Consider the following 17,377-nt stretch of genomic DNA (forward strand, 5'->3'; position numbering starts at 1 on the left):
TCGCGATGGCGGCCATAGCGCCCGGCTCCATAGAAAAACCCTATGGCCTTCATCGCTTTATCCTTCTTGTCCGAGTGCTGGCTCTATGCGCCCTTTTTCGCCGGACGAGGCGCCGCTCAAGAGCGCCCGATGTCATGCGAGGTTCTGGGAGGATGCTCATGAAGACGATGAAACTGGCGCTGGCCGCGCTGGCCGGCACGCTGTTCGCAGGCTCGGCTCTGGCACAGGACAAGCCGAAGGAACTGGTGGTCGGCATCGCGACCTTCCTCTCGGGGCCGGCCTCGGTCTTCGGCGTGCCCGGCCGCAACGCTGCCGACCTCCTGATCGCGGAGATCAACGCCAAGGGCGGCGTGCTCGGCGTGCCCCTGAAGCCGGTCTATGTCGACGAGGGCGCCGGCACCAACCAGCTCCTCTCCGAATATCGCCGCGTCGTGCAGGAGCAGGGCGCGCAGGTGATGCTGGGCGCGATCTCGTCCGGCTCCTGCAACGCTCTCGCCCCGGTCGCCGAGGACCTCAAGGTCGTCAATGTGATGTGGGATTGCGGCACGCAGACCATCTTCGAGGACGGCAAGTGGAAATACTCCGTCCGCACGCAGGCTCATGCCGGCGCCGAGATGATGGCGACCTTGCTCTACCTGATGAAGGTCAAACCCGACTTCAAGAGCGTCGCGGTGGTCAACCAGGACTATGCCTGGGGCCGTGAATCCTGGGCGCTGCTGCAGGCCGGCCTCAAGGCTCTGAAGCCCGATGTGAAGGTCGTCGCCGAGCTCTTCCCCAAGTTCGGCGCGCCTGATTTCTCCACCGAGATCACCCGCCTCTCGGCGCTGCGGCCCGACGTCGTGATCTCGACCTCCTGGGGTGGCGATCTCGACACTTTCGTCCAGCAGGCGGCGGCGCGCGGCCTGCTGAAGCAGTCGACCTTCGTACTGCCGCTGGCCGAAAGCTCGCTGGAGCGGCTCGGCGCCGTCCTGCCGGAGGGCGTGATCGTCGGCTCTCGCGGCGACCATTACTGGCGCCATCCCAAGCACAAGGACACGCCGGAGATGCAGTCCTTCGTCAAGGCGTACAAGGACAAGACCGGCGTCTATCCGATCTACCCGACCTTCCACATGCAGCAGGCCCTGACCGGGTTGACCAAGGCCTATGAGAAGGCCGGCGCCGGCGGTAAATGGCCGAGCAAGGAAGAGGTCATCGCCGCCTTCGAGGGACTGGAGTTCAAGTCGCTGACGGGCACGGTCACCATCCGGCAGGACCATCAGGGGCTCGAGGACCAGCTGCTCGGCACGACCAAGCGCGTGCCGGACTATCCCTTCGCGGTCTACGACAAGATGGCGCTCTATCCCGGCAAGCTGGTGACCACGCCGCTCGGCGAGAAGTCGCTCGACTGGTTCGCCAAGGTGAAGCCGGACCTCGTCACCGACAAGTCGATCGAGACCTTCGACTACGCGAAGTGACGTCGCTTTCCTCGCACTGGTCGTCCCGGACAAGCCGCGTCAGCGGCGCTGATCTGGGGCCCATGCCGGAACGGTTCAGGCATGGGTCCCGGGTCTCCCTCCGGTCGCCCGGGACGACACGTGCTGAAAGCAACCGTCCAAAAAATCTCAAGAACGGACCGCATGCCTCCTGAAATGCTCCTCCTCGCCGCGCTCGACGGCCTGGCCTACGGCTCGCTGATCTTTCTGGTCGCGGTCGGACTGTCGCTGATCTTCGGCGTGCTCGGCATCGTCAATGTCGCCCATGGCTCGTTCTATGCGATCGGCGCCTATGTCGCGGCGGCCGGCGTGCTCGCGCTCGGCGCGGCCGGGCTGCCGACCTGGCTCGCCTTTCCGGTGCTGCTGCTCGCGGCCGCGCTGGTCGGCATCCTCGTCGGCGGGCTCGTCGAGATCGCCCTGCTGCGCCGCGTCTACGGCAAGGAGGAGGTGCTGCAGCTGATCGTCACCTTCGCCGTCTTCATGATCCTGGAGGACGCGCAGAAGGTCGTCTTCGGCGTCCAGCCCTATTTCGCCAACGCGCCGATGAACTGGCTCGGCACGGTCGAGGTCTTCGGCATCTTCTACACCACCTACCAGCTCGTCCTGATGCCGCTGGTGGCGCTCGCGGTGCTTCTGGGTCTGCGCTTCTTCCTGCGCCGCACCAGCTTCGGCCGCGCCATCGTCGCGGTGACGCAGGATCGCGAAGCCGCGACCGCGATGGGCATCGACGCGGCGCGGGTCTACCTGATCACCTTCATCATCGGCGCCTCGCTGGCGGCGCTCGGCGGCGCGCTCGCCTCGGCCACGACCTCGCTTACCCCCGGCATCGGCGCCGGCACGCTCGTCCTCTCCTTCGCGGTGGCCGCGACGGCCGGGCTCGGCCGCATCGAGGGCGCGGCGGTGGCGGCGCTGCTGATCGGGCTCGGGCGCTCGGCCGCCGTCTATTTTGCTCCCGAGTTCGACGTGCTGATCCCCTATCTCATCATGATGCTCGTGCTGCTGGTCCGTCCGCAGGGCCTGTTCTCGACCGTGCAGACGAGGAAGGTGTGATGGCGCGCCAGCTCGTCTTCGGCCTTGCGCTGATCGCGGCGCTCGCGGTCTTCCCGCTGTTCTCGCCCTGGTCGACGGTGATCCTCACCGTGGCGCTCTGCGAGGGCCTTGCGGCGCTCGGCATCATGGTGCTGCTGCGCGCCGGCCAGGTCTCCTTCGGCCATGGCCTGTTCTTCTCGTTCAGCGCCTATGCCGTCGCCTTCCTGGCGGCGGCCAAGGTCGGCCATGAGGCGCTGATCCTGATCCCGGTCGGCATGGCGGCCTCCGGCCTGCTCGCCGCCATCGTCGGCCTCTTCATCGTGCGCTACCGAGCGATCTTCTTCGGCATGCTCAACCTCGCCATCTCCATGGTGTTCTTCTCGCTGCTGGAGAAGCTGTTCTCGATCACCGGCGGCGCCGACGGCAAGCGCGTGCCGCGGCCGACCTTCGCCGGAATCGAATTCGGCCGCGAGCAGTTCGAGCTCGCGACCTTCTATGTCACGCTCGTGCTCTGCATCCTCGCGGCGCTCTTCGTCGCGCGTTATCTGCTTTCGCCCGGCGGCAAGGCGCTGGAGGCGATCAAGTCGAACGAGACGCGGCTCGAATATCTCGGCGTCTCCCCGCGCAAGGTGCTCTACGGCGCCTATCTGCTCTCCGGCCTGCTGGCGGGGCTGGGCGGCGCGATCATCGCGCTCGTCTCCGGCCATGTGACGCCGGAGCTGGCCTATTGGGTGCGCTCCGGGGAATTCGTCTTCATCGCGATCCTGGGCGGCATCGGCGGCGTCGCCGGGCCATTCCTCGGCGCGCTGATGTTCCAGATCATCCGCGGCTATGCGGCGGTCTATGCGCCCGAGACCTGGCATGCCGTCCTCGGCGTCATGCTGCTAGTCATCATCTTCTTCGCCCCGGCGGGCCTCTACGGCATCGTCGCCGGCAAGAGCAGGCCGCAGCGCGAGGAGGGCGGGCGATGAGCGGCGTCATCCTCGAGGCGGATGACCTCCACCTGCGCTTCGGCGGCGTGCAGGCCGCGAACGGCGCCTCGCTCACGGTCACGGCGAACGAACGCATCGCCATCATCGGCCCGAACGGCGCCGGCAAGACCACCTTCATCAATCTCTGCACCGGCTATCTCAAGCCGCAATCCGGCCGCGTCGTCTTCAATGGGCAGGATGTGACGCGCCTCTCGCCGCAGGCGATCACCCGCCTCGGCATCGGCCGCTCCTTCCAGATCCCGCAGCTCTTCCTCGACAACACCGTGATCGAGAACCTGCTGCTGGCGCTCTCGGCGCGCGAGGGCTCCTGGTCGCCCTTCCTCGCCATGCAGCGCCACCCCAAAGCCGAGGAGATGTGGGCGCTGCTCGATCTGGTCGGCCTGAAGGCGACCGGCAACCGAATTGTCCGCGAACTGCCCGAAGGCATGCGCAAGCTGATCGACATCGCCGTCGCGCTCGCGCTCGAACCGAAGCTGATCTTCATGGACGAGCCGACCAGCGGGGTGTCCTCGACCGAGAAGTTCCAGGTGATGGACACGCTGACCCGCGTGCTCGACGCCCGCGCCACCACCGCGGTCTTCGTCGAGCACGACATGGATGTGGTCGCCCGCTACGCCAATCGCGTCGCGGTCTGGACCGGCGGGCGCATCGCCCATCAGGGCACGCCGGACGAGATCCTCAGCCATCCGGACGTGCGTGAGACCGTGATCGGGGTGGGGGTCTGAGATGCTGGAGATCAGGGAGCTCTCCGCCGAGATCGAAGGCGTGCAGGTGCTGCGCCGGGCCTCGCTGTCGCTGGAGGAGGGTGCGACCGTCGCGCTCATCGGCCGCAACGGCGCCGGCAAGACCAGCCTGCTGCGCGCCATCATGGGCTTCATGACGGTGACCGGCGGCGCGATCAGCTTCGATGGCAAGCCGCTCGACAGCGTGAAGGCGCATGAGCGGCCGCGCCTCGGCATCGGCTATGCGCCGGAGGATCGCCGGCTGTTCTCGACCTTCACCATCGAGGAGAACATCCGCCTGCCGGCCGAGGTGATGAAGCTCGGGGAGGCCGAGATCGGAAGAAGGTTGGAGCGAATTTACGCGGTGCTGCCCGAGCTCGCCGATCTGCGCCAGCGCCCGGCCGCGGGCCTCTCCGGCGGGCAGGGCAAGATGGCGGCTCTTGCCCGGGCGCTGATGATCGGCAGCCGCGTCATCCTGCTGGACGAGCCCTTCCAAGGGCTCGCCCCGGTTCTGGCCAACCGCTATGCCGCCGCCCTGCGCGCTCTGCGCGACAGCCATCCCGACATCGCCTTGCTGATCACCGAATCCAACCCCAGTCTGCTGCGCAACTTCGCGGCCAAGGCCTATGCGATCGAGCGCGGCGAGGTCAGCGAAACGCAGTTGGCCGAAAGCTCGCTCGCCGCAGCCGGGCTGCATTGAGACAAGACGAGACGGCATCGCCGTATACGGAGACCATCATGACCCAGCACTTCATCAACGGCCGGCATGTCGCCGGCCGCACCGGCGAGACCATGGCGGTGCTCGCTCCGGCGACCGGCGAGGAATTCACCCGCATTGCCTGCGGCACTGCCGAGGACATCGATGATGCGGTGCGCGCTGCCCGCACCGCCTATGAAGGCTCCTGGGGCAGGTTGACCGCGGCCGAGCGCGGCCGGCTGATCTCCAGGCTCGCCCTCAAGGTCCAGGACCATTTCGACGAACTGGCGAAGATCGAGGCGCAGGACACCGGCAAGCCGATGGCGCAGGCGCGGGCCGACATCGACGCGACCGCCCGTTATTTCGAGTTCTATGGCGGCGCCGCCGACAAGGTGCACGGCCACATCATCCCGTTCCTCAACGGCTACAGCGTCAATGTCGTGCACGAGCCCTATGGCGTCACCGGCCACATCCTGCCCTGGAACTATCCCGCGCAGATGTTCGGCCGCTCGCTGACCGCCTCGCTCGCAATGGGCAATGCGGTGGTGCTCAAGCCGGCCGAGGATGCCTGCCAGACGGCGCTGCGCCTCGCCGAGCTCGCTACGGAAGTCGGTTTCCCGGACGGCGCCATCAACATCGTCACCGGCCGCGGCCATGAGGCGGGCGAGGCGCTCTGCCGCAATCCCGGCGTCGGCTTCATTTCCTTCACCGGCTCGCCGCAGGTCGGCCAGATCATCCAGAAGGCCTGCGCCGACAACTTCATCACCTGCACGCTCGAGCTCGGCGGCAAGTCGCCCCAGATCGTCTTCGACGACGCCGATTTCGATACGGCCGTGCCGATCGTCTGCAAGGCGATCGTCCAGAATACCGGGCAGACCTGCTCGGCCGGCAGCCGCGTGCTGGTCCAGAAGACCATCTATGACGATTTCGTCGGCGCCGTAGCCAGGCAGTTCTCCAAGCTGCGCGCCGGCACGCCCGAGATGGATCTCGATTGCGGCCCGGTGATCAACGCCAAGCAGCGTGGCCGGGTGCAGAGCTTCGTGGATCAGGCCCGCGAGCAGGGCATTCCGGTCCTCGCCGAGGGTGCGATCGCGCACGGCGTGCCCAATGGCGGCTTCTATGTGACGCCGACCCTGTTCGGCCAGGTGCCGCGCGGCAACCGGCTGGAGCAGGAGGAGGTCTTCGGTCCCGTGCTCGCCGCCTTCTCCTTCGACGACGAGGAGGACGCGGTGAAGCTCGCCAACTCGACCCCCTATGGCCTCGTCGCCGGCGTCTGGACCAATAATGGCGGACGCCAGCAGCGTGTCGCCAAGCGCGTCCGCGCCGGGCAGGTCTTCATCAACGGCTATGGTGCGGGCGGCGGCATCGAACTGCCCTTCGGTGGCACCGGCAAGAGCGGCCATGGCCGCGAGAAAGGCTTCATGGCGCTGGAGGAGTTCGCCGTCGCGAAGACGATCGTCCACAAGCACGGGTGAAGCGGAACAGGTGAATCGCGGCCAGGTTGTTCGCCCGTAAGGAGTAGCTTGGGATCGTACGAGAACAGGTCTTGCGCCCCGCTGCGGGCGCAAGCATTGATTGACCATGTGGACGCTGCCGGCAGGCGATACCGTCGATATCCTGGGAGGATTACTTGCGCCCCTGCAAGGTCGGCGCATTCTCGATATCGGCTGCGGTCGGGGCAATCTGCTGCAGGCGCTGGCCGAGCGAGGCGCCAGCGTCGCCGGGCTCGATCCGGACGAGGCGATGCTGGAGGTCGCGCAGGCTCTTGTGCCCAAGGCCACGCTGAAGCAGGGCTGTGCCCAGCTCGTGCCCTGGGGCGATGCCAGCATGCACGCCGCGATCTTCCTCAACAGCCTGCACCATATCCCTGTCCCCGACATGCTGCTGGCACTGGAGGAGGCCGCCCGCGTCGTCGGCAGGGGTGGCAGCGTCATCGTCATCGAACCCCTGTCGGAAGGATCGTTCTTCGATGCGCTGCGGCTGATCGAGGACGAGACCGAGGTCCGGCAGGCCGCACAGGATGCGATTGTCAGGGCGAGGCGCCGCGGCATCGTCAACGAGATCAGGCGGATCGAATACGACCGTATCGAAACGTTTTCCGATGCCGAAGCCTTCCTGGAGCGTGCCGTCGTGATCGATCCGTCGCGCGAGGAGCGGGCGCAGGCGGCGCGCAGCAAGCTGCTCGCCCGCTTCGAGGCGCTGTCGGACCATGACAAGGGCGGCTATGTTCTGCACCAGCCGCTGCGGATGCACCACCTCAAGGTGCCATTCGCGGCCAAGCCGGCGAGCACCTCCGCCATGTTCGGCTGAGGCTCAGCCCGCGCCGGCTGGGGCCGGCAGTCGAGGGGCCTTCACCCGCCCCGGCCATTCGCCGGTGATGCCAGGCTGGACCGGCCGTTCCAGGTAGGTCGAGAGCACGACATAACTGCGCGTCGCGGTGACGCCGGGCACGTCGTAGATCTTCGCCAGCAGGCCCTCGAGCGCGTGCGTGCTCTGCGTGCGCACCTTCAGCATCATGCAGGTGTCGCCGGCGACCGAATGGATCTCCTCGACCTCGGGATGGGCCTCGATCGCCAATAGCGTCGTGGTCTTGCCCCAGCCGGTGGTGTCGACATGGACGAAGGCGAGCAGCGTCTTGCCGGTCGCCTCCGGCTCGATCAGCGCCGCAACCCGCTTGATCGCGCCGCAGCGCCGCAACCGCTTGACCCGCTCATGCGCCGCCGGCGGCGACAGGCCGACACGCTCGCCGAGATCGGCGTAGCTGATCGTCGCGTCCTCGACCAGGACGCCTAACAGCTTTCGGTCCATCGCATCGAGTTCGCGCTCGGACCCGCGGTTGCGCCGAACGCCATCTGTTTTTTCGAGCATTCGCTGATCCTCGATTGAAGCTGAATCAAATTCGGACATTCTGTCGAAATGACGAATGAAAATCAAACAGCAGCCGGCATTGCTCGCATCCCCGCCGCGGCCTATGCACTCTGCCTGTGCATCGGCCTCGTCGGCGCCAACTCGCTGGCGCTGGGGCCGATCGCCCCGCGCGTGGCGGAGAGCTTCGCCTCCGGCGTGCCGGCGGTGATGACGGCCTCGGCCGCCTTCGGCATCGGCACCGCGGCGAGCGCTCTGCTGCTCGCCGGGCTGATCGACCGCTTCGGCGCGGGCCGGGTCCTGCGCTACGCGTTGCTTGCCTTCCTGGCGGCGCTCGCGGCGAGCGGGGCGGCACCAGCCCTGCCGGCTTTCGTCGGCGCGCAATTGCTGGCCGGGCTCGCCGCCGGCCTTGCGCTGCCGGCGATCTACACACTCGCTGCGCTGGCAGCACCCGCCGGCCGCGAGAGCGACACGCTCGGCATCGTCCTGTTCGGCTGGACGCTGAGCATGGTCGCCGGCGTCTCGCTCTCGGCCGTGATCGCCGATGTCCTCGGCTGGCGCATGGTCTACGCCATCGTGGTGGTCGCCGGGCTCGCCGCCATGGCCGGGACAACGAAGCTGACAGCCGGCGGCAACCCGACCGGGCGCACCGCGCAGTCGCCGCTCTCGGCGCTGAGGGTTCCCGGCATCGCGCCGCTGCTGCTCGCCTGCGCCGCCTTCATGGCCTCGTTCTACGGCGTCTATGGCTATGTCGGCGACCATCTGCATCGCGGGCTCGGCCTGCCGGTCAGTGCCGGTGGCCTGCTGGCACTGTGCTATGGCCTCGGCTTCGGGGCGACGACCTTCCTCGACCGCTGGATCGACCGGCTCGGTCCCGCCCGATTGCTGCCGCTGTTCTTTGCGGTGGTCGGTGCTGTCTATCTGGCGATGACCGCTGCCTCCGCCTCCTATCCGGCACTGCTCGCCGTCGTCTTCTGCTGGGGCATGGCCAATCACGCCGCGCTGAACGTGCTGATCCTCCGGCTGGCGGCACTCGATCCCGGCCGCCGCGGCGCGATCATGGGCCTCAATAGCGGCGTCACCTATCTCGCGCTCTTTGCCGGAACGACAGGCTTCGGGCCGCTCTATGCCAGTGCCGGCTTCTCGGCGCTCGCAGGGCTCGCGGTTGCGCTGATGCTGGTTGCGGCACTTGCCGCGGCGCTGGCGCCCCGCGCCGCGACGGTGAGCGACCAGCCCGCCGCCTGACGCTCACATCTGGATGACGTGCCGGATCGTCCGGCCTTCGTTAAGGGCGTCGAAGCCTTCGTTGATGCCGTCGAGTGGGCTCGAGCTGGTCCAGAGCTTGTCGACCGGCAGCCGGCCGCGCTGATAAAGGTCGATGAAGCGGGGAATGTCGCGCACCGGAATGCAGGAGCCGACATAGGAGCCCTTCAGCGTCCGCTCTTCGCCGACGAGCCGAACCGGCGCCAATGACATCGTATGAGCGGGGTTGGCGAGACCGGCCGTCGTCGTCGTGCCGCCGCGCCGCGTGATCTGGTAGGCAAGCTCCAGCGCCTTCACCGAGCCGGCCATTTCGAGACCGTGGTCGACGCCCCCCTTCGTAGCGGCGCGGATCGCCTCGACGACATCGGGCGCGCCGGCATTGAAGGTGTCGGTCGCGCCGAGCTCGCGGGCGATCTTCAGCTTCTCGTCCGAGAGGTCGACGGCGATCACGCGCGAGGCGCCGCAGGCGACCGCGCCGAGCAGGGCGGAGAGGCCGACACCGCCGAGCCCGACGACCGCAGCCGTCTCGCCGGCCCGGACCTTCGCCGTGTTCACGGCCGCACCGACTCCGGTCAGCACGGCGCAGCCGAACAGCGCGGCGATCTCGTGGGGAATGTCGGCCTCGATCTTGACCAGCGAATGGCGCGACATCACCGTGTGCTCGGCGAAGGCGGAGACGCCGACATGATGGTGCACCGGCTGGCCGTTCTGCGAGAGCCGGCGCCCGCCCGCCATCAACTCGCCGACGCCGTTGGCGGCGTTGCCGGGTTCGCACAAGGCAGGGCGCCCCTCGCTGCACGGCGCGCAATGGCCGCAGGATGGCACAAAGACCATGATGACACGGTCGCCCTTCCTGAGGTCGGTGACGCCTGGCCCGACCTCCTCGACCTCGCCGGCGGCCTCATGGCCGAGCACCATCGGCACCGGGCGCGGCCGGTTGCCGTCGATCACCGAGAGGTCGGAATGGCAGAGGCCCGCGGCCCGAACCCTGACCAGCACCTCGCCCATGCCGGGCGGGGCGAGCTCGACCTCCTCGATCCGAAGCGGTTTCGACTGCGCATAGGGCGCGGTGACGGGGCTGGCGTGCAGCACGGCGGCGCGAGTCTTCAAGGCGTATCCTCGTGAGCTGATTTGCCGGCGAGTGTTCGGCTCGCCGCGCCGCCTGTCAAAGACGAAATCCCGATCAGCCGTATAAGGCGGGCGGATCGGTCTCGTCGCCCAGCGTCGCGGTCCAGCGCTCGTCGGCGACGAGGCCGCGCAGGATCTCCCAGGAGAGCTGGCCGATGGCGCGGGCTGCGGCCGTCATCGGCCGCTCGGTCGAATATGCCAGGTAGACCTTGCGATAGAGCGAGGGTTCTTCCAGCGGCCAGGTCTGGAAGATGCCGGCCTTCTCCTGCGCCCTGACCGCCATGCGCGGCAGGATGCTGTAGCCGAGGCCGCGCTCGGCCAGGCGCTTGATCTGCGAATAGGATTCGATCTCGACGGCGGCATGGACGGTGGCGTTGATGCCGGCCGCCGCCTCGTCGATCTGGTCGCGCAGGCCGTGGCCCGGCCCGGGCAGGATCAGGTCGAGCCCGGCGGCCTCGGTCAGCGTCACCGCCTTGCCGGCAGGCGTCTTCAACGCCGTCAGGGCGGGCACGCCGAACAGGCAGAGCTCTTCAGTCAGGACATGATGGATGCCGAGTCCCTTCGGATCCGAGGTCGAGTAGATCACTGCGAGATCAACCTCGCCCTTGCGCAGCCAGTCGAGCACGAAGCCGCTCATCGCCTCGGCGACGCGGATGCGCACATCCGGGAAACGCTCCTGCGTCGCCTCGATCAATGGCACGCTGAACTGTTCGCTGACCGTGCCTGGCAGGCCGATCCTGACCTCGCCGGCCGGCGCCGCCTGCTCGCCGCGCACGCTGTCGCGCAGTTCGGCGAATTCGGCGAGGATGGTGCGTGCCTTGGCGAGCAGGCGCTCGGCCGCCTCGGTCGGCTGCACCCCGCGCGTGCCGCGATGCAGCAGGGCGACGCCGAGCTCGTCTTCCATATGGCGCAGGTGCTGGCTGAGCGCCGGCTGCGCCACCCGGAGCTTGAGCGCTGCCTTGGAGAACGAGCCCTGTTCGACGATGGCCGTGAAATAGCGCAACTGGCGCAGATCCATCGTCGTCCCGTTCCCCTTCATTGGCCCGCGAGCGCGAGCTTTCGCTTATGCAGACTAGAGCGAAGCCTTATTGGCCGTCCACTCCGCAGGCGTGCATCCTTTCCTTCCGGCAAGGCCTGACGCGACGCAAGGCCGCCCGGCGAAGAAGACGGCGCCCGACGCCGCTCCCTTTCCACGCGGAGGAACGCCATGTCGAACCTGTTCATCCCGTCCACCAGCCGCCGCGGCTTCCTGTCCGGTGCGGCCGCGCTCGCCGCCGGCGCGGCCTTGCCCGGCGGCGCCTTAGCCAAGGCCCCGCTCGCGAACAGCCAGGTGCCCTATTACTACCGCTTCGGGCTCGGCCAGGCCGAGGTCACTGTGGTTTCGGACGGGCCCTTGCCGCTCGGCGATCCCGGCTCCAGCTTCCTCGGCCTGCCGAAGGAACAGGTCTACGGCCTGCTCGAAACGAACTTCCTGGCCAAGGACAATGTCGTGCTCGAGCAGAACATCCCGATCGTCAATTTCGGCGACCGGCTGGTGATGTTCGATACCGGCATGGGCTTCTCCAAGGCTTTCGGCCCGACGACCGGCCGGCTGCTGAAAAGCATGCAGGAGGCCGGAATCGACCCGGCCTCGATCGACGCGATCGTCTGCAGCCACGCCCATATCGACCATACCGGCGGCATCTGTTCGGCCGAGGGCAAGCCGAACTTCCCCAATGCGCAGATCTATATCAGCCAGGTCGACCATGATTACTGGCTCGACGACGCCCGCCTCGGCACGCCGTTCAAGGCCTTCGGCGACCATGCCCGCGCCAATTTGCGGCCGGTGCGCGACCGCATCGTCTTCTTCAAGGACGGGCAGGAGTTCCTGCCGGGTATCACCGCGATCTCGGCGCCGGGCCACAGCCCCGGCCATACCATCTTCAACGTCTCCTCGGGGGGCAAGTCCTTCGTCTTCCTCGGCGATCTTACCCACCACCCGATCCTCCTGACCGAGAATCCGCGGGTCGAGTTCGCCTATGACTGGGACCCGAAGATGTCGGTGCAGTCGCGGGTGAAGCTGCTCACCATGCTGGCCGAGCAGAAGACGCCGGTAATGTCCTATCACTTCGCCTGGCCGGGCTTCGGCAACCTCGCCAAGGCCGGTGACGGCTTCCGCTACTATCCCGCTGCGATGCAGATGCTGCGCGGCTGAGCTGATCCTCCCCCAGGCTCGGCCTCGGCAGCGTCCATGCGCGCCTGGAAGCTCTGGCCCCAGGCGCGCATGGCGAGCAGCACCGGCTCCAGCGATTGCCCGAATTCGGTCAGCTCGTATTCCACCTTGGGCGGCACTTCCGGATAGACGATCCGGCGGACCACGCCGTCCGCTTCCAGCTCGCGCAATTGCAGGGTGATCATCCGCGGCGTCGCGCGCGGCGTCAGCCGGCACAGCGCATTGAAGCGCAATTTGCCCCGCAGCAGCTGGAACAGCAGCACCGGCTTCCAGACACCGCCGATGACCGACAACGTCGCCTCGACGCCGCAGCCCGTGCGGGCCGCCGGCTCGCGGCGCGGTCGTGTTCCTGTGGCGTGAATGGGCTCAATGACACTTACATCCATGATAGTACATGTTCTCTTTGTACGTACTTGTGCCAGATGAGCTATGACGACACTTGCCTGCTTCCGCAACCACGCAAGGAAGCACGGCAGTGAAGGCAGCATGGTATCAGCGCAAGGGACCGGCGAACGAGGTCCTTGAAGTCGGCGAGCAGCCTCAGCCGGTCGCCGGCCCGGGCGAATTGCTGATCAGGGTCCGCGCCAGCGGCATCAACCCGTCCGATTGGAAGGCGCGCGCCGGCTGGCTCGGCCGCAGTGAGATGCCATTTCCGCTGGTCATCCCGCATCAGGACGGCGCGGGGGAAGTGGTCGCAGCCGGCTCGCCCGAGCTGGAGAGCCGCATCGGCGAACGGGTCTGGTTCTATGAAGCCGCGCTCGGCCGGCCCTTCGGCGGCGCGGCCGAGTATGTTGCGTTGCCGGCGCGGCAGGTCCAGCCGCTGCCGGCAAGTGTCACGTTCGAGGAAGGCGCCGCTCTCGGCGTACCCGCGATGACGGCACATCGCTGCGTCCTCGCCGATGGCTCCGTTGCCGGCAAGGTCGTGCTTGTCACTGGCGGGGCCGGCGCAGTTGGCCGCTACGCCATCCAGTTCGCCAAGCAGAGCGGGGCGCGGGTGATTGCGACCGTCAGCCGCGAGGAGCAGGCGCGTTCCGCCAAGGCGGCGGGCGCCGATCTCGTACTCAACCGCCACAATGACGATCTGGCGGCGCGCATTCGCGAGTTCACCGGCAAGGAGCGTGGCGTCGACCGCGTCGTCGAGGTCGCCTTCGGCGCCAATCTCGACCTGACCATGCAGGTGCTGGCGCCGCGCGGCGTGATCGCGACCTATTCATCCGATGCGGTTGCCGAGCCCGTCCTGCCCTACTGGCCGCTGCTTCAGCTCGATGCCGCGATCCGCTTCGTGCTGGTCTATGTCATGGATGCGGCCGCGCATGATGAGGCCGCGGCTGCGATCGGGGAGGGGCTGCGAGGCGGCTGGCTCAGCCACGAGATCGCCGCGCGCGTCCCGCTCGACGAGATCGCGCAGGCACATGAACTGCTCGAGAGCGGCCGCGCGGTCGGCAAGGTCGTGACCATCAGCTAGTCGATGAGCAGCGGGCGCGACGCCGTCTCGCCCGCTGCTCAAAATGGCGAGATCGGAGGACGCTGCGGTGTTCTCAGGCCGCTTCCGTCATCGCTCCGCCGAGGAAGAGCTGGGCAACGCGGGGATCTGCGAGAATGGTGGCTGCCGGGCCCTGCATGCGGGTCTGGCCGAGCTCCAGCACCAGGCCTTCGTCGGAGATTTCCAGCGCCGAGCGGGCGTTCTGCTCGATCATCAGGATGGTGACGCCCTTGGCACGCAGCTCCTTCAGGATGTCGAAGGTCTCCTGCACCAGCATCGGCGAGAGCCCGATCGAGGGCTCGTCGATCAGCACCAGCTTGGGGTCGAGCAGGAGCCCGCGCACGATCTCGAGCTGCTTCTGCTGGCCGCCGGAGAGCGTCGAGGCCTGGACATCGGCCTTGGCGCGCAGCGACGGGAAGCGGTCCAGCGCCGCCTCGATCCGCCTGGGCATGTCGGTGATCTGGCTGCCGGCCGCGACCGCGCCGAGCTCGATATTGTGGCGCACCGAGAGCTCGGGGAAGATGTTGCGGCCCTGCGGCACGTAGCAGATGCCGGCCTCGAGCAGTTTGCGCTGGTTCCAGTTGGTGATCTCCTGGCCTTCCAGCCGGATATGGCCCTCGCGCACCTTGAGCAGGCCGAAGATCGCCTTGAACACGGTCGACTTGCCGGCGCCGTTCGGGCCGATCACAGTGGTGATCGCGGCGCGCGGCACCTTGAATGTCGTGCCGTTGAGGATGGTCATGGCGCCGTAGCCGCCGACCACGCCGTCGAGTTCGAGGATGGGAGTGGTCATGGCATCGCTCCTCAATGCCCGAGATAGGCTTCGATGACCGCCGGATTGGCGCGGACTTCGGCCGGTGTGCCCTCGGCCAGGACCTTGCCCTCGGCCAGCACGATGACGCGCGAGCACAGCGACATCACGAAATCCATGTTGTGCTCGATCACCACGAAGGTCGCGCCTTGTTCGGCATTGATGGCACGCAGGCGCTCCTTGAGATCGCCCAGCATGGTGAGATTGACGCCGCCGGCCGGTTCGTCGAGCAGGACGAGGCGCGGCCCGGCCATGAAGGCCATGGCGGCGTCGAGCAGCTTCTGCTGGCCATAGGAGAGCCCGCCGGCCTTGGCCTCGGTGAGGTGGCCGAGCTTGAAGAAGCCGATCATCTGCTCGGCCTTGGCCGAAAGCCCGGCATCGCGCGCGCCGAAGAAGCGCGACAGCATCGTGCCTTCATGCTCCTGCCCGGCGAGGATCAGGTTCTCGCGCACCGAGAGCTCGGGGAAGACCTGCAGCAGCTGGAAGGTGCGGCTGACGCCGAGCCGGTTGAGCTCGGAGGGACGCATGTTCGTGACGTCGCGGCCGTCGAGCTTGACCGCGCCCTCGGTCGGCTCGAGCTGGCCGAGGATGCAGTTGAACAGGGTCGACTTGCCGCAGCCATTGGGGCCGATGATGCCGAGGATCTCGCCTTCGTTGACCTTGAAGGAGACGCCGTTCACCGCCTTGATGCCGCCGAAGGTCTTGTGCAGGTTGGAGACTTCGAGGACTTCGGTCATCGCGCGCCCTCCTTCTTGCCGGTGAGCTTCGCCCAGCCGCGTTCGAGCAGGCCGCTCATGCCTTGCGGGCAGGCGATCAGCAGCAGCATGACGATCGCCGCGAAGATGATCAGGTAGAGCGAGCCGGCAAAGCGCAGCCATTCCGGCAGCACCACGCCCAGCAGCGCCCCGATGAACGGGCCGAGCAGGTAGCCGGCGCCGCCCGCGACCACCATCAGCAGCAGAAAGAAGCTCTGCGACAGCGAGAAGGGCGAGGGGTCGATGAACTCGACCAGCGGCGCATAGAGCGCCCCGGCGAAGCCCGCATAGGCCGAGCCGATCGCGAAGGCGAGCAGCGTGTACATGCGGGTGTCGATGCCCAGGCTCGCGGCGCGGATCGGGTTCTCGCGCAGCGCCGTGAAGGCGCGGCCCCAGGGCGAGCGGATCATCCACCAGAGCACGACGGCGAGCAGGAAGGTGACCACGACAACGAAGCGGTGGAAGGCGAGCGCGCCGTCGAGCTTGAGCCCGAAGAAGCTCGGCCGCGGGATGTTGGAGAGGCCGAAGACGCCGCCGGTCAGCCATTGCTCGTTGCGCAGGATGAGCCAGATCAGCGTCGAGAAGGCCAGCGTCACGAAGGCGAGGTAATGCGCCTTGACCCTGAGCGCCGGGAAGCCGAGCACGAGCCCGACCGCGAAGGTGATGAGGCCCGAGATCGCGAAGGAGGCGTACCAGTTCAGCCCAACCTTGCTGGTCAAAAGCGCCGTCGCATAGGCGCCGATGCCCATGAAGGCTGCCTGCGCCAGCGACTTCAGGCCGGCATAGCCGAGCGTCAGGTTAAGCCCCATCACCGCGACGCTCATCACCAGCCAGAGCGAGAGCACATAAGTGCCGTAGCGGCCCATGCCGGAGGGAGCGAACCAAAGGATGACCGCGGCGATGACCAGCGTCAGCAGCGTGCCGTCGACGAAGCCGGGCAGAGGTAGGCGGCGCGCCGCGGAGGTTGCGGCGCCGTGGGTTGCGGGCGCGGTCATACGCGGCGCTCCTCTTTGCGGCCCATCAGGCCTTCCGGCTTGACGAGAATGACGACGACCAGGAGCACGAGGGGCACGGCGAGGCGGTACGAGGTCGAGATGTAGGCGGCCGCCATGCTGTCGACGATGCCGACGATCAGCCCGCCGACGAGGGCGCCGCGGACCTGGTTGAAGCCGCCGACGATCGCCGCGATGAAGGCGAACAGGCCGATCACCTCGCCATTGGAGAATTTCGCCAGATAGATCGGCGAGATCAGCACCGAGGCGACGACGGCGAGCGCCGCGTTGATCACGAAGGTGAGCAGCACCATGCGCTCGACCGGAATGCCGAGGATGCGCGCCACCGTCGGGTTCTGCGCGGTCGCCTGCATCTGGCGGCCGAGCCGGGTGCCGCCGACGAACCATTGCAGCAGCCCGATGACGGCAAAAGCGACGGCGATGATCGCGACATGCTGCAGCGAGATCGCCGCGCCGAACACCGAGATCGTCTCGGTCGGCACGAAGGAGGGGAATTTCTGCGCCTCGGCCGAAAAGCCGTCCTTGGCGCCTTCCTTCATGATGATCGACAGCGCCATGGTGGCGATGGCGAGCGGCAGGACGCCGTGCCGGATCATCGGATCGACGATGGTCAGCTTGAAGCCGACGCCGAAGATCAGGATGAAGGCGGCGATGCCGATCAGCGCTCCCAGCCAGATCGGCGCGCCGAACAGCTTGATCGCGAGCAGGACCAGCACGGCCGGCAGCATGACGAACTCGCCCTGGGCGAAGTTGATCGTCTGCGAGGTCTGCCAGACCAGGGTGAAGCCGATCGCGGCGAGTGCGTAGATCGCGCCCGTGGCGATGCCGGCGATGAGATAGGCGAGGAATTCGGCCATGGCTTTGCTCGCTCGGTGTTGGGCCGTGGGCTGGAAAGCTTGTTGAACCGAGGCTTTCCAGAAAATGCCGACTGTTGA

At 67.4% G+C, this 17,377-nt stretch carries 18 protein-coding genes; 10 read left to right on the forward strand and 8 right to left on the reverse strand.

The window, feature by feature from the left end; genetic code table 11:
• Window positions 1-158 precede the first annotated feature (158 nt).
• The 7 genes from CXY91_RS29055 (at window position 159) to CXY91_RS29085 (ending at window position 7,222) form a co-directional block, all read left to right on the forward strand.
• Complete coding sequence (locus CXY91_RS29055) at window positions 159-1,454, forward strand: ABC transporter substrate-binding protein (protein WP_100965433.1); 1,296 nt, start codon at window positions 159-161, stop codon at window positions 1,452-1,454.
• A gap of 162 nt (window positions 1,455-1,616) precedes the next feature.
• Window positions 1,617-2,522, forward strand: a complete 906-nt coding sequence (locus CXY91_RS29060) for a branched-chain amino acid ABC transporter permease (RefSeq protein ID WP_091831431.1) — start codon at window positions 1,617-1,619, stop codon at window positions 2,520-2,522.
• Complete coding sequence (locus CXY91_RS29065) at window positions 2,522-3,472, forward strand: branched-chain amino acid ABC transporter permease (protein WP_100965434.1); 951 nt, start codon at window positions 2,522-2,524, stop codon at window positions 3,470-3,472. The genes CXY91_RS29060 and CXY91_RS29065 overlap by 1 nt, the downstream gene beginning before the upstream one ends.
• Window positions 3,469-4,218 (forward strand): ABC transporter ATP-binding protein, encoded by a 750-nt coding sequence (locus CXY91_RS29070; protein WP_100965435.1) that lies wholly within the window; start codon window positions 3,469-3,471, stop codon window positions 4,216-4,218. The genes CXY91_RS29065 and CXY91_RS29070 overlap by 4 nt, the downstream gene beginning before the upstream one ends.
• Window position 4,219: 1 nt before the next feature.
• Window positions 4,220-4,915: an ABC transporter ATP-binding protein gene (locus CXY91_RS29075; protein WP_100965436.1), complete on the forward strand. Its 696-nt coding sequence runs from the start codon at window positions 4,220-4,222 to the stop codon at window positions 4,913-4,915.
• Between the two features lie 38 nt (window positions 4,916-4,953).
• Window positions 4,954-6,387, forward strand: coding sequence for an aldehyde dehydrogenase family protein (locus tag CXY91_RS29080; protein WP_100965437.1), 1,434 nt, complete (start codon window positions 4,954-4,956; stop codon window positions 6,385-6,387).
• A gap of 106 nt (window positions 6,388-6,493) precedes the next feature.
• Window positions 6,494-7,222 carry a class I SAM-dependent methyltransferase gene (locus CXY91_RS29085; protein ID WP_100965438.1) on the forward strand — a complete coding sequence of 243 codons (729 nt, stop codon included), beginning with the start codon at window positions 6,494-6,496 and terminating at the stop codon, window positions 7,220-7,222.
• A gap of 3 nt (window positions 7,223-7,225) precedes the next feature.
• On the opposite strand, the gene CXY91_RS29090 is transcribed toward CXY91_RS29085, so the two are convergent.
• Window positions 7,226-7,780: an Lrp/AsnC family transcriptional regulator gene (locus tag CXY91_RS29090; RefSeq protein WP_100965439.1), complete on the reverse strand. Its 555-nt coding sequence runs from the start codon at window positions 7,778-7,780 to the stop codon at window positions 7,226-7,228.
• A 48-nt stretch (window positions 7,781-7,828) separates the two neighbouring features.
• On the opposite strand from CXY91_RS29090, the gene CXY91_RS29095 reads away from it, so the two are divergent.
• Window positions 7,829-9,022: an MFS transporter gene (locus CXY91_RS29095; RefSeq protein ID WP_100965440.1), complete on the forward strand. Its 1,194-nt coding sequence runs from the start codon at window positions 7,829-7,831 to the stop codon at window positions 9,020-9,022.
• Between the two features lie 3 nt (window positions 9,023-9,025).
• Here the strand turns inward: CXY91_RS29095 and CXY91_RS29100 are convergent, their stop codons facing one another.
• Together CXY91_RS29100 and CXY91_RS29105 are read right to left on the reverse strand one after the other, a co-directional pair.
• Window positions 9,026-10,150 (reverse strand): zinc-dependent alcohol dehydrogenase family protein, encoded by a 1,125-nt coding sequence (locus CXY91_RS29100; protein WP_091831415.1) that lies wholly within the window; start codon window positions 10,148-10,150, stop codon window positions 9,026-9,028.
• Window positions 10,151-10,223: 73 nt separating this feature from the next.
• Entirely contained in the window at window positions 10,224-11,186 is a 963-nt protein-coding gene (locus tag CXY91_RS29105; RefSeq protein WP_248307678.1) for a LysR family transcriptional regulator, read from the reverse strand.
• A gap of 189 nt (window positions 11,187-11,375) precedes the next feature.
• Here CXY91_RS29105 and CXY91_RS29110 point away from each other — a divergent pair, with 189 nt between their 5' ends.
• A complete protein-coding gene (locus CXY91_RS29110) occupies window positions 11,376-12,362 on the forward strand; it encodes an MBL fold metallo-hydrolase (RefSeq protein ID WP_100965442.1) in 987 nt (328 codons plus the stop codon).
• Here CXY91_RS29110 and CXY91_RS29115 read toward each other — a convergent pair.
• Entirely contained in the window at window positions 12,329-12,766 is a 438-nt protein-coding gene (locus CXY91_RS29115) for a winged helix-turn-helix transcriptional regulator (RefSeq protein WP_100965443.1), read from the reverse strand. The genes CXY91_RS29110 and CXY91_RS29115 overlap by 34 nt on opposite strands.
• Window positions 12,767-12,855: 89 nt before the next feature.
• Between CXY91_RS29115 and CXY91_RS29120 the strand changes: the two genes are divergently transcribed.
• On the forward strand, window positions 12,856-13,845 hold the full coding sequence (locus CXY91_RS29120; protein ID WP_100965444.1) for an NADPH:quinone reductase: 990 nt from the start codon (window positions 12,856-12,858) through the stop codon (window positions 13,843-13,845).
• Between the two features lie 73 nt (window positions 13,846-13,918).
• On the opposite strand, the gene CXY91_RS29125 is transcribed toward CXY91_RS29120, so the two are convergent.
• Genes CXY91_RS29125 through CXY91_RS29140 form a run of 4 tightly spaced genes read right to left on the reverse strand, consistent with a single transcriptional unit; the run spans window position 13,919 to window position 17,299 of the window.
• Window positions 13,919-14,656: an ABC transporter ATP-binding protein gene (locus CXY91_RS29125; RefSeq protein WP_091831405.1), complete on the reverse strand. Its 738-nt coding sequence runs from the start codon at window positions 14,654-14,656 to the stop codon at window positions 13,919-13,921.
• Window positions 14,657-14,667: 11 nt separating this feature from the next.
• Window positions 14,668-15,411, reverse strand: a complete 744-nt coding sequence (locus tag CXY91_RS29130; protein WP_100965445.1) for an ABC transporter ATP-binding protein — start codon at window positions 15,409-15,411, stop codon at window positions 14,668-14,670.
• On the reverse strand, window positions 15,408-16,424 hold the full coding sequence (locus CXY91_RS29135) for a branched-chain amino acid ABC transporter permease (protein ID WP_199777604.1): 1,017 nt from the start codon (window positions 16,422-16,424) through the stop codon (window positions 15,408-15,410). Before CXY91_RS29135 ends, CXY91_RS29130 begins: the two co-directional genes overlap by 4 nt.
• Window positions 16,421-17,299 (reverse strand): branched-chain amino acid ABC transporter permease, encoded by an 879-nt coding sequence (locus tag CXY91_RS29140; RefSeq protein ID WP_091831401.1) that lies wholly within the window; start codon window positions 17,297-17,299, stop codon window positions 16,421-16,423. Before CXY91_RS29140 ends, CXY91_RS29135 begins: the two co-directional genes overlap by 4 nt.
• Window positions 17,300-17,377 lie beyond the last annotated feature (78 nt).

Origin of the sequence: Allobosea sp. FBZP-16, from assembly GCF_002831785.1 — a bacterium.
GTDB lineage: Bacteria > Pseudomonadota > Alphaproteobacteria > Rhizobiales > Beijerinckiaceae > Allobosea > Allobosea lupini.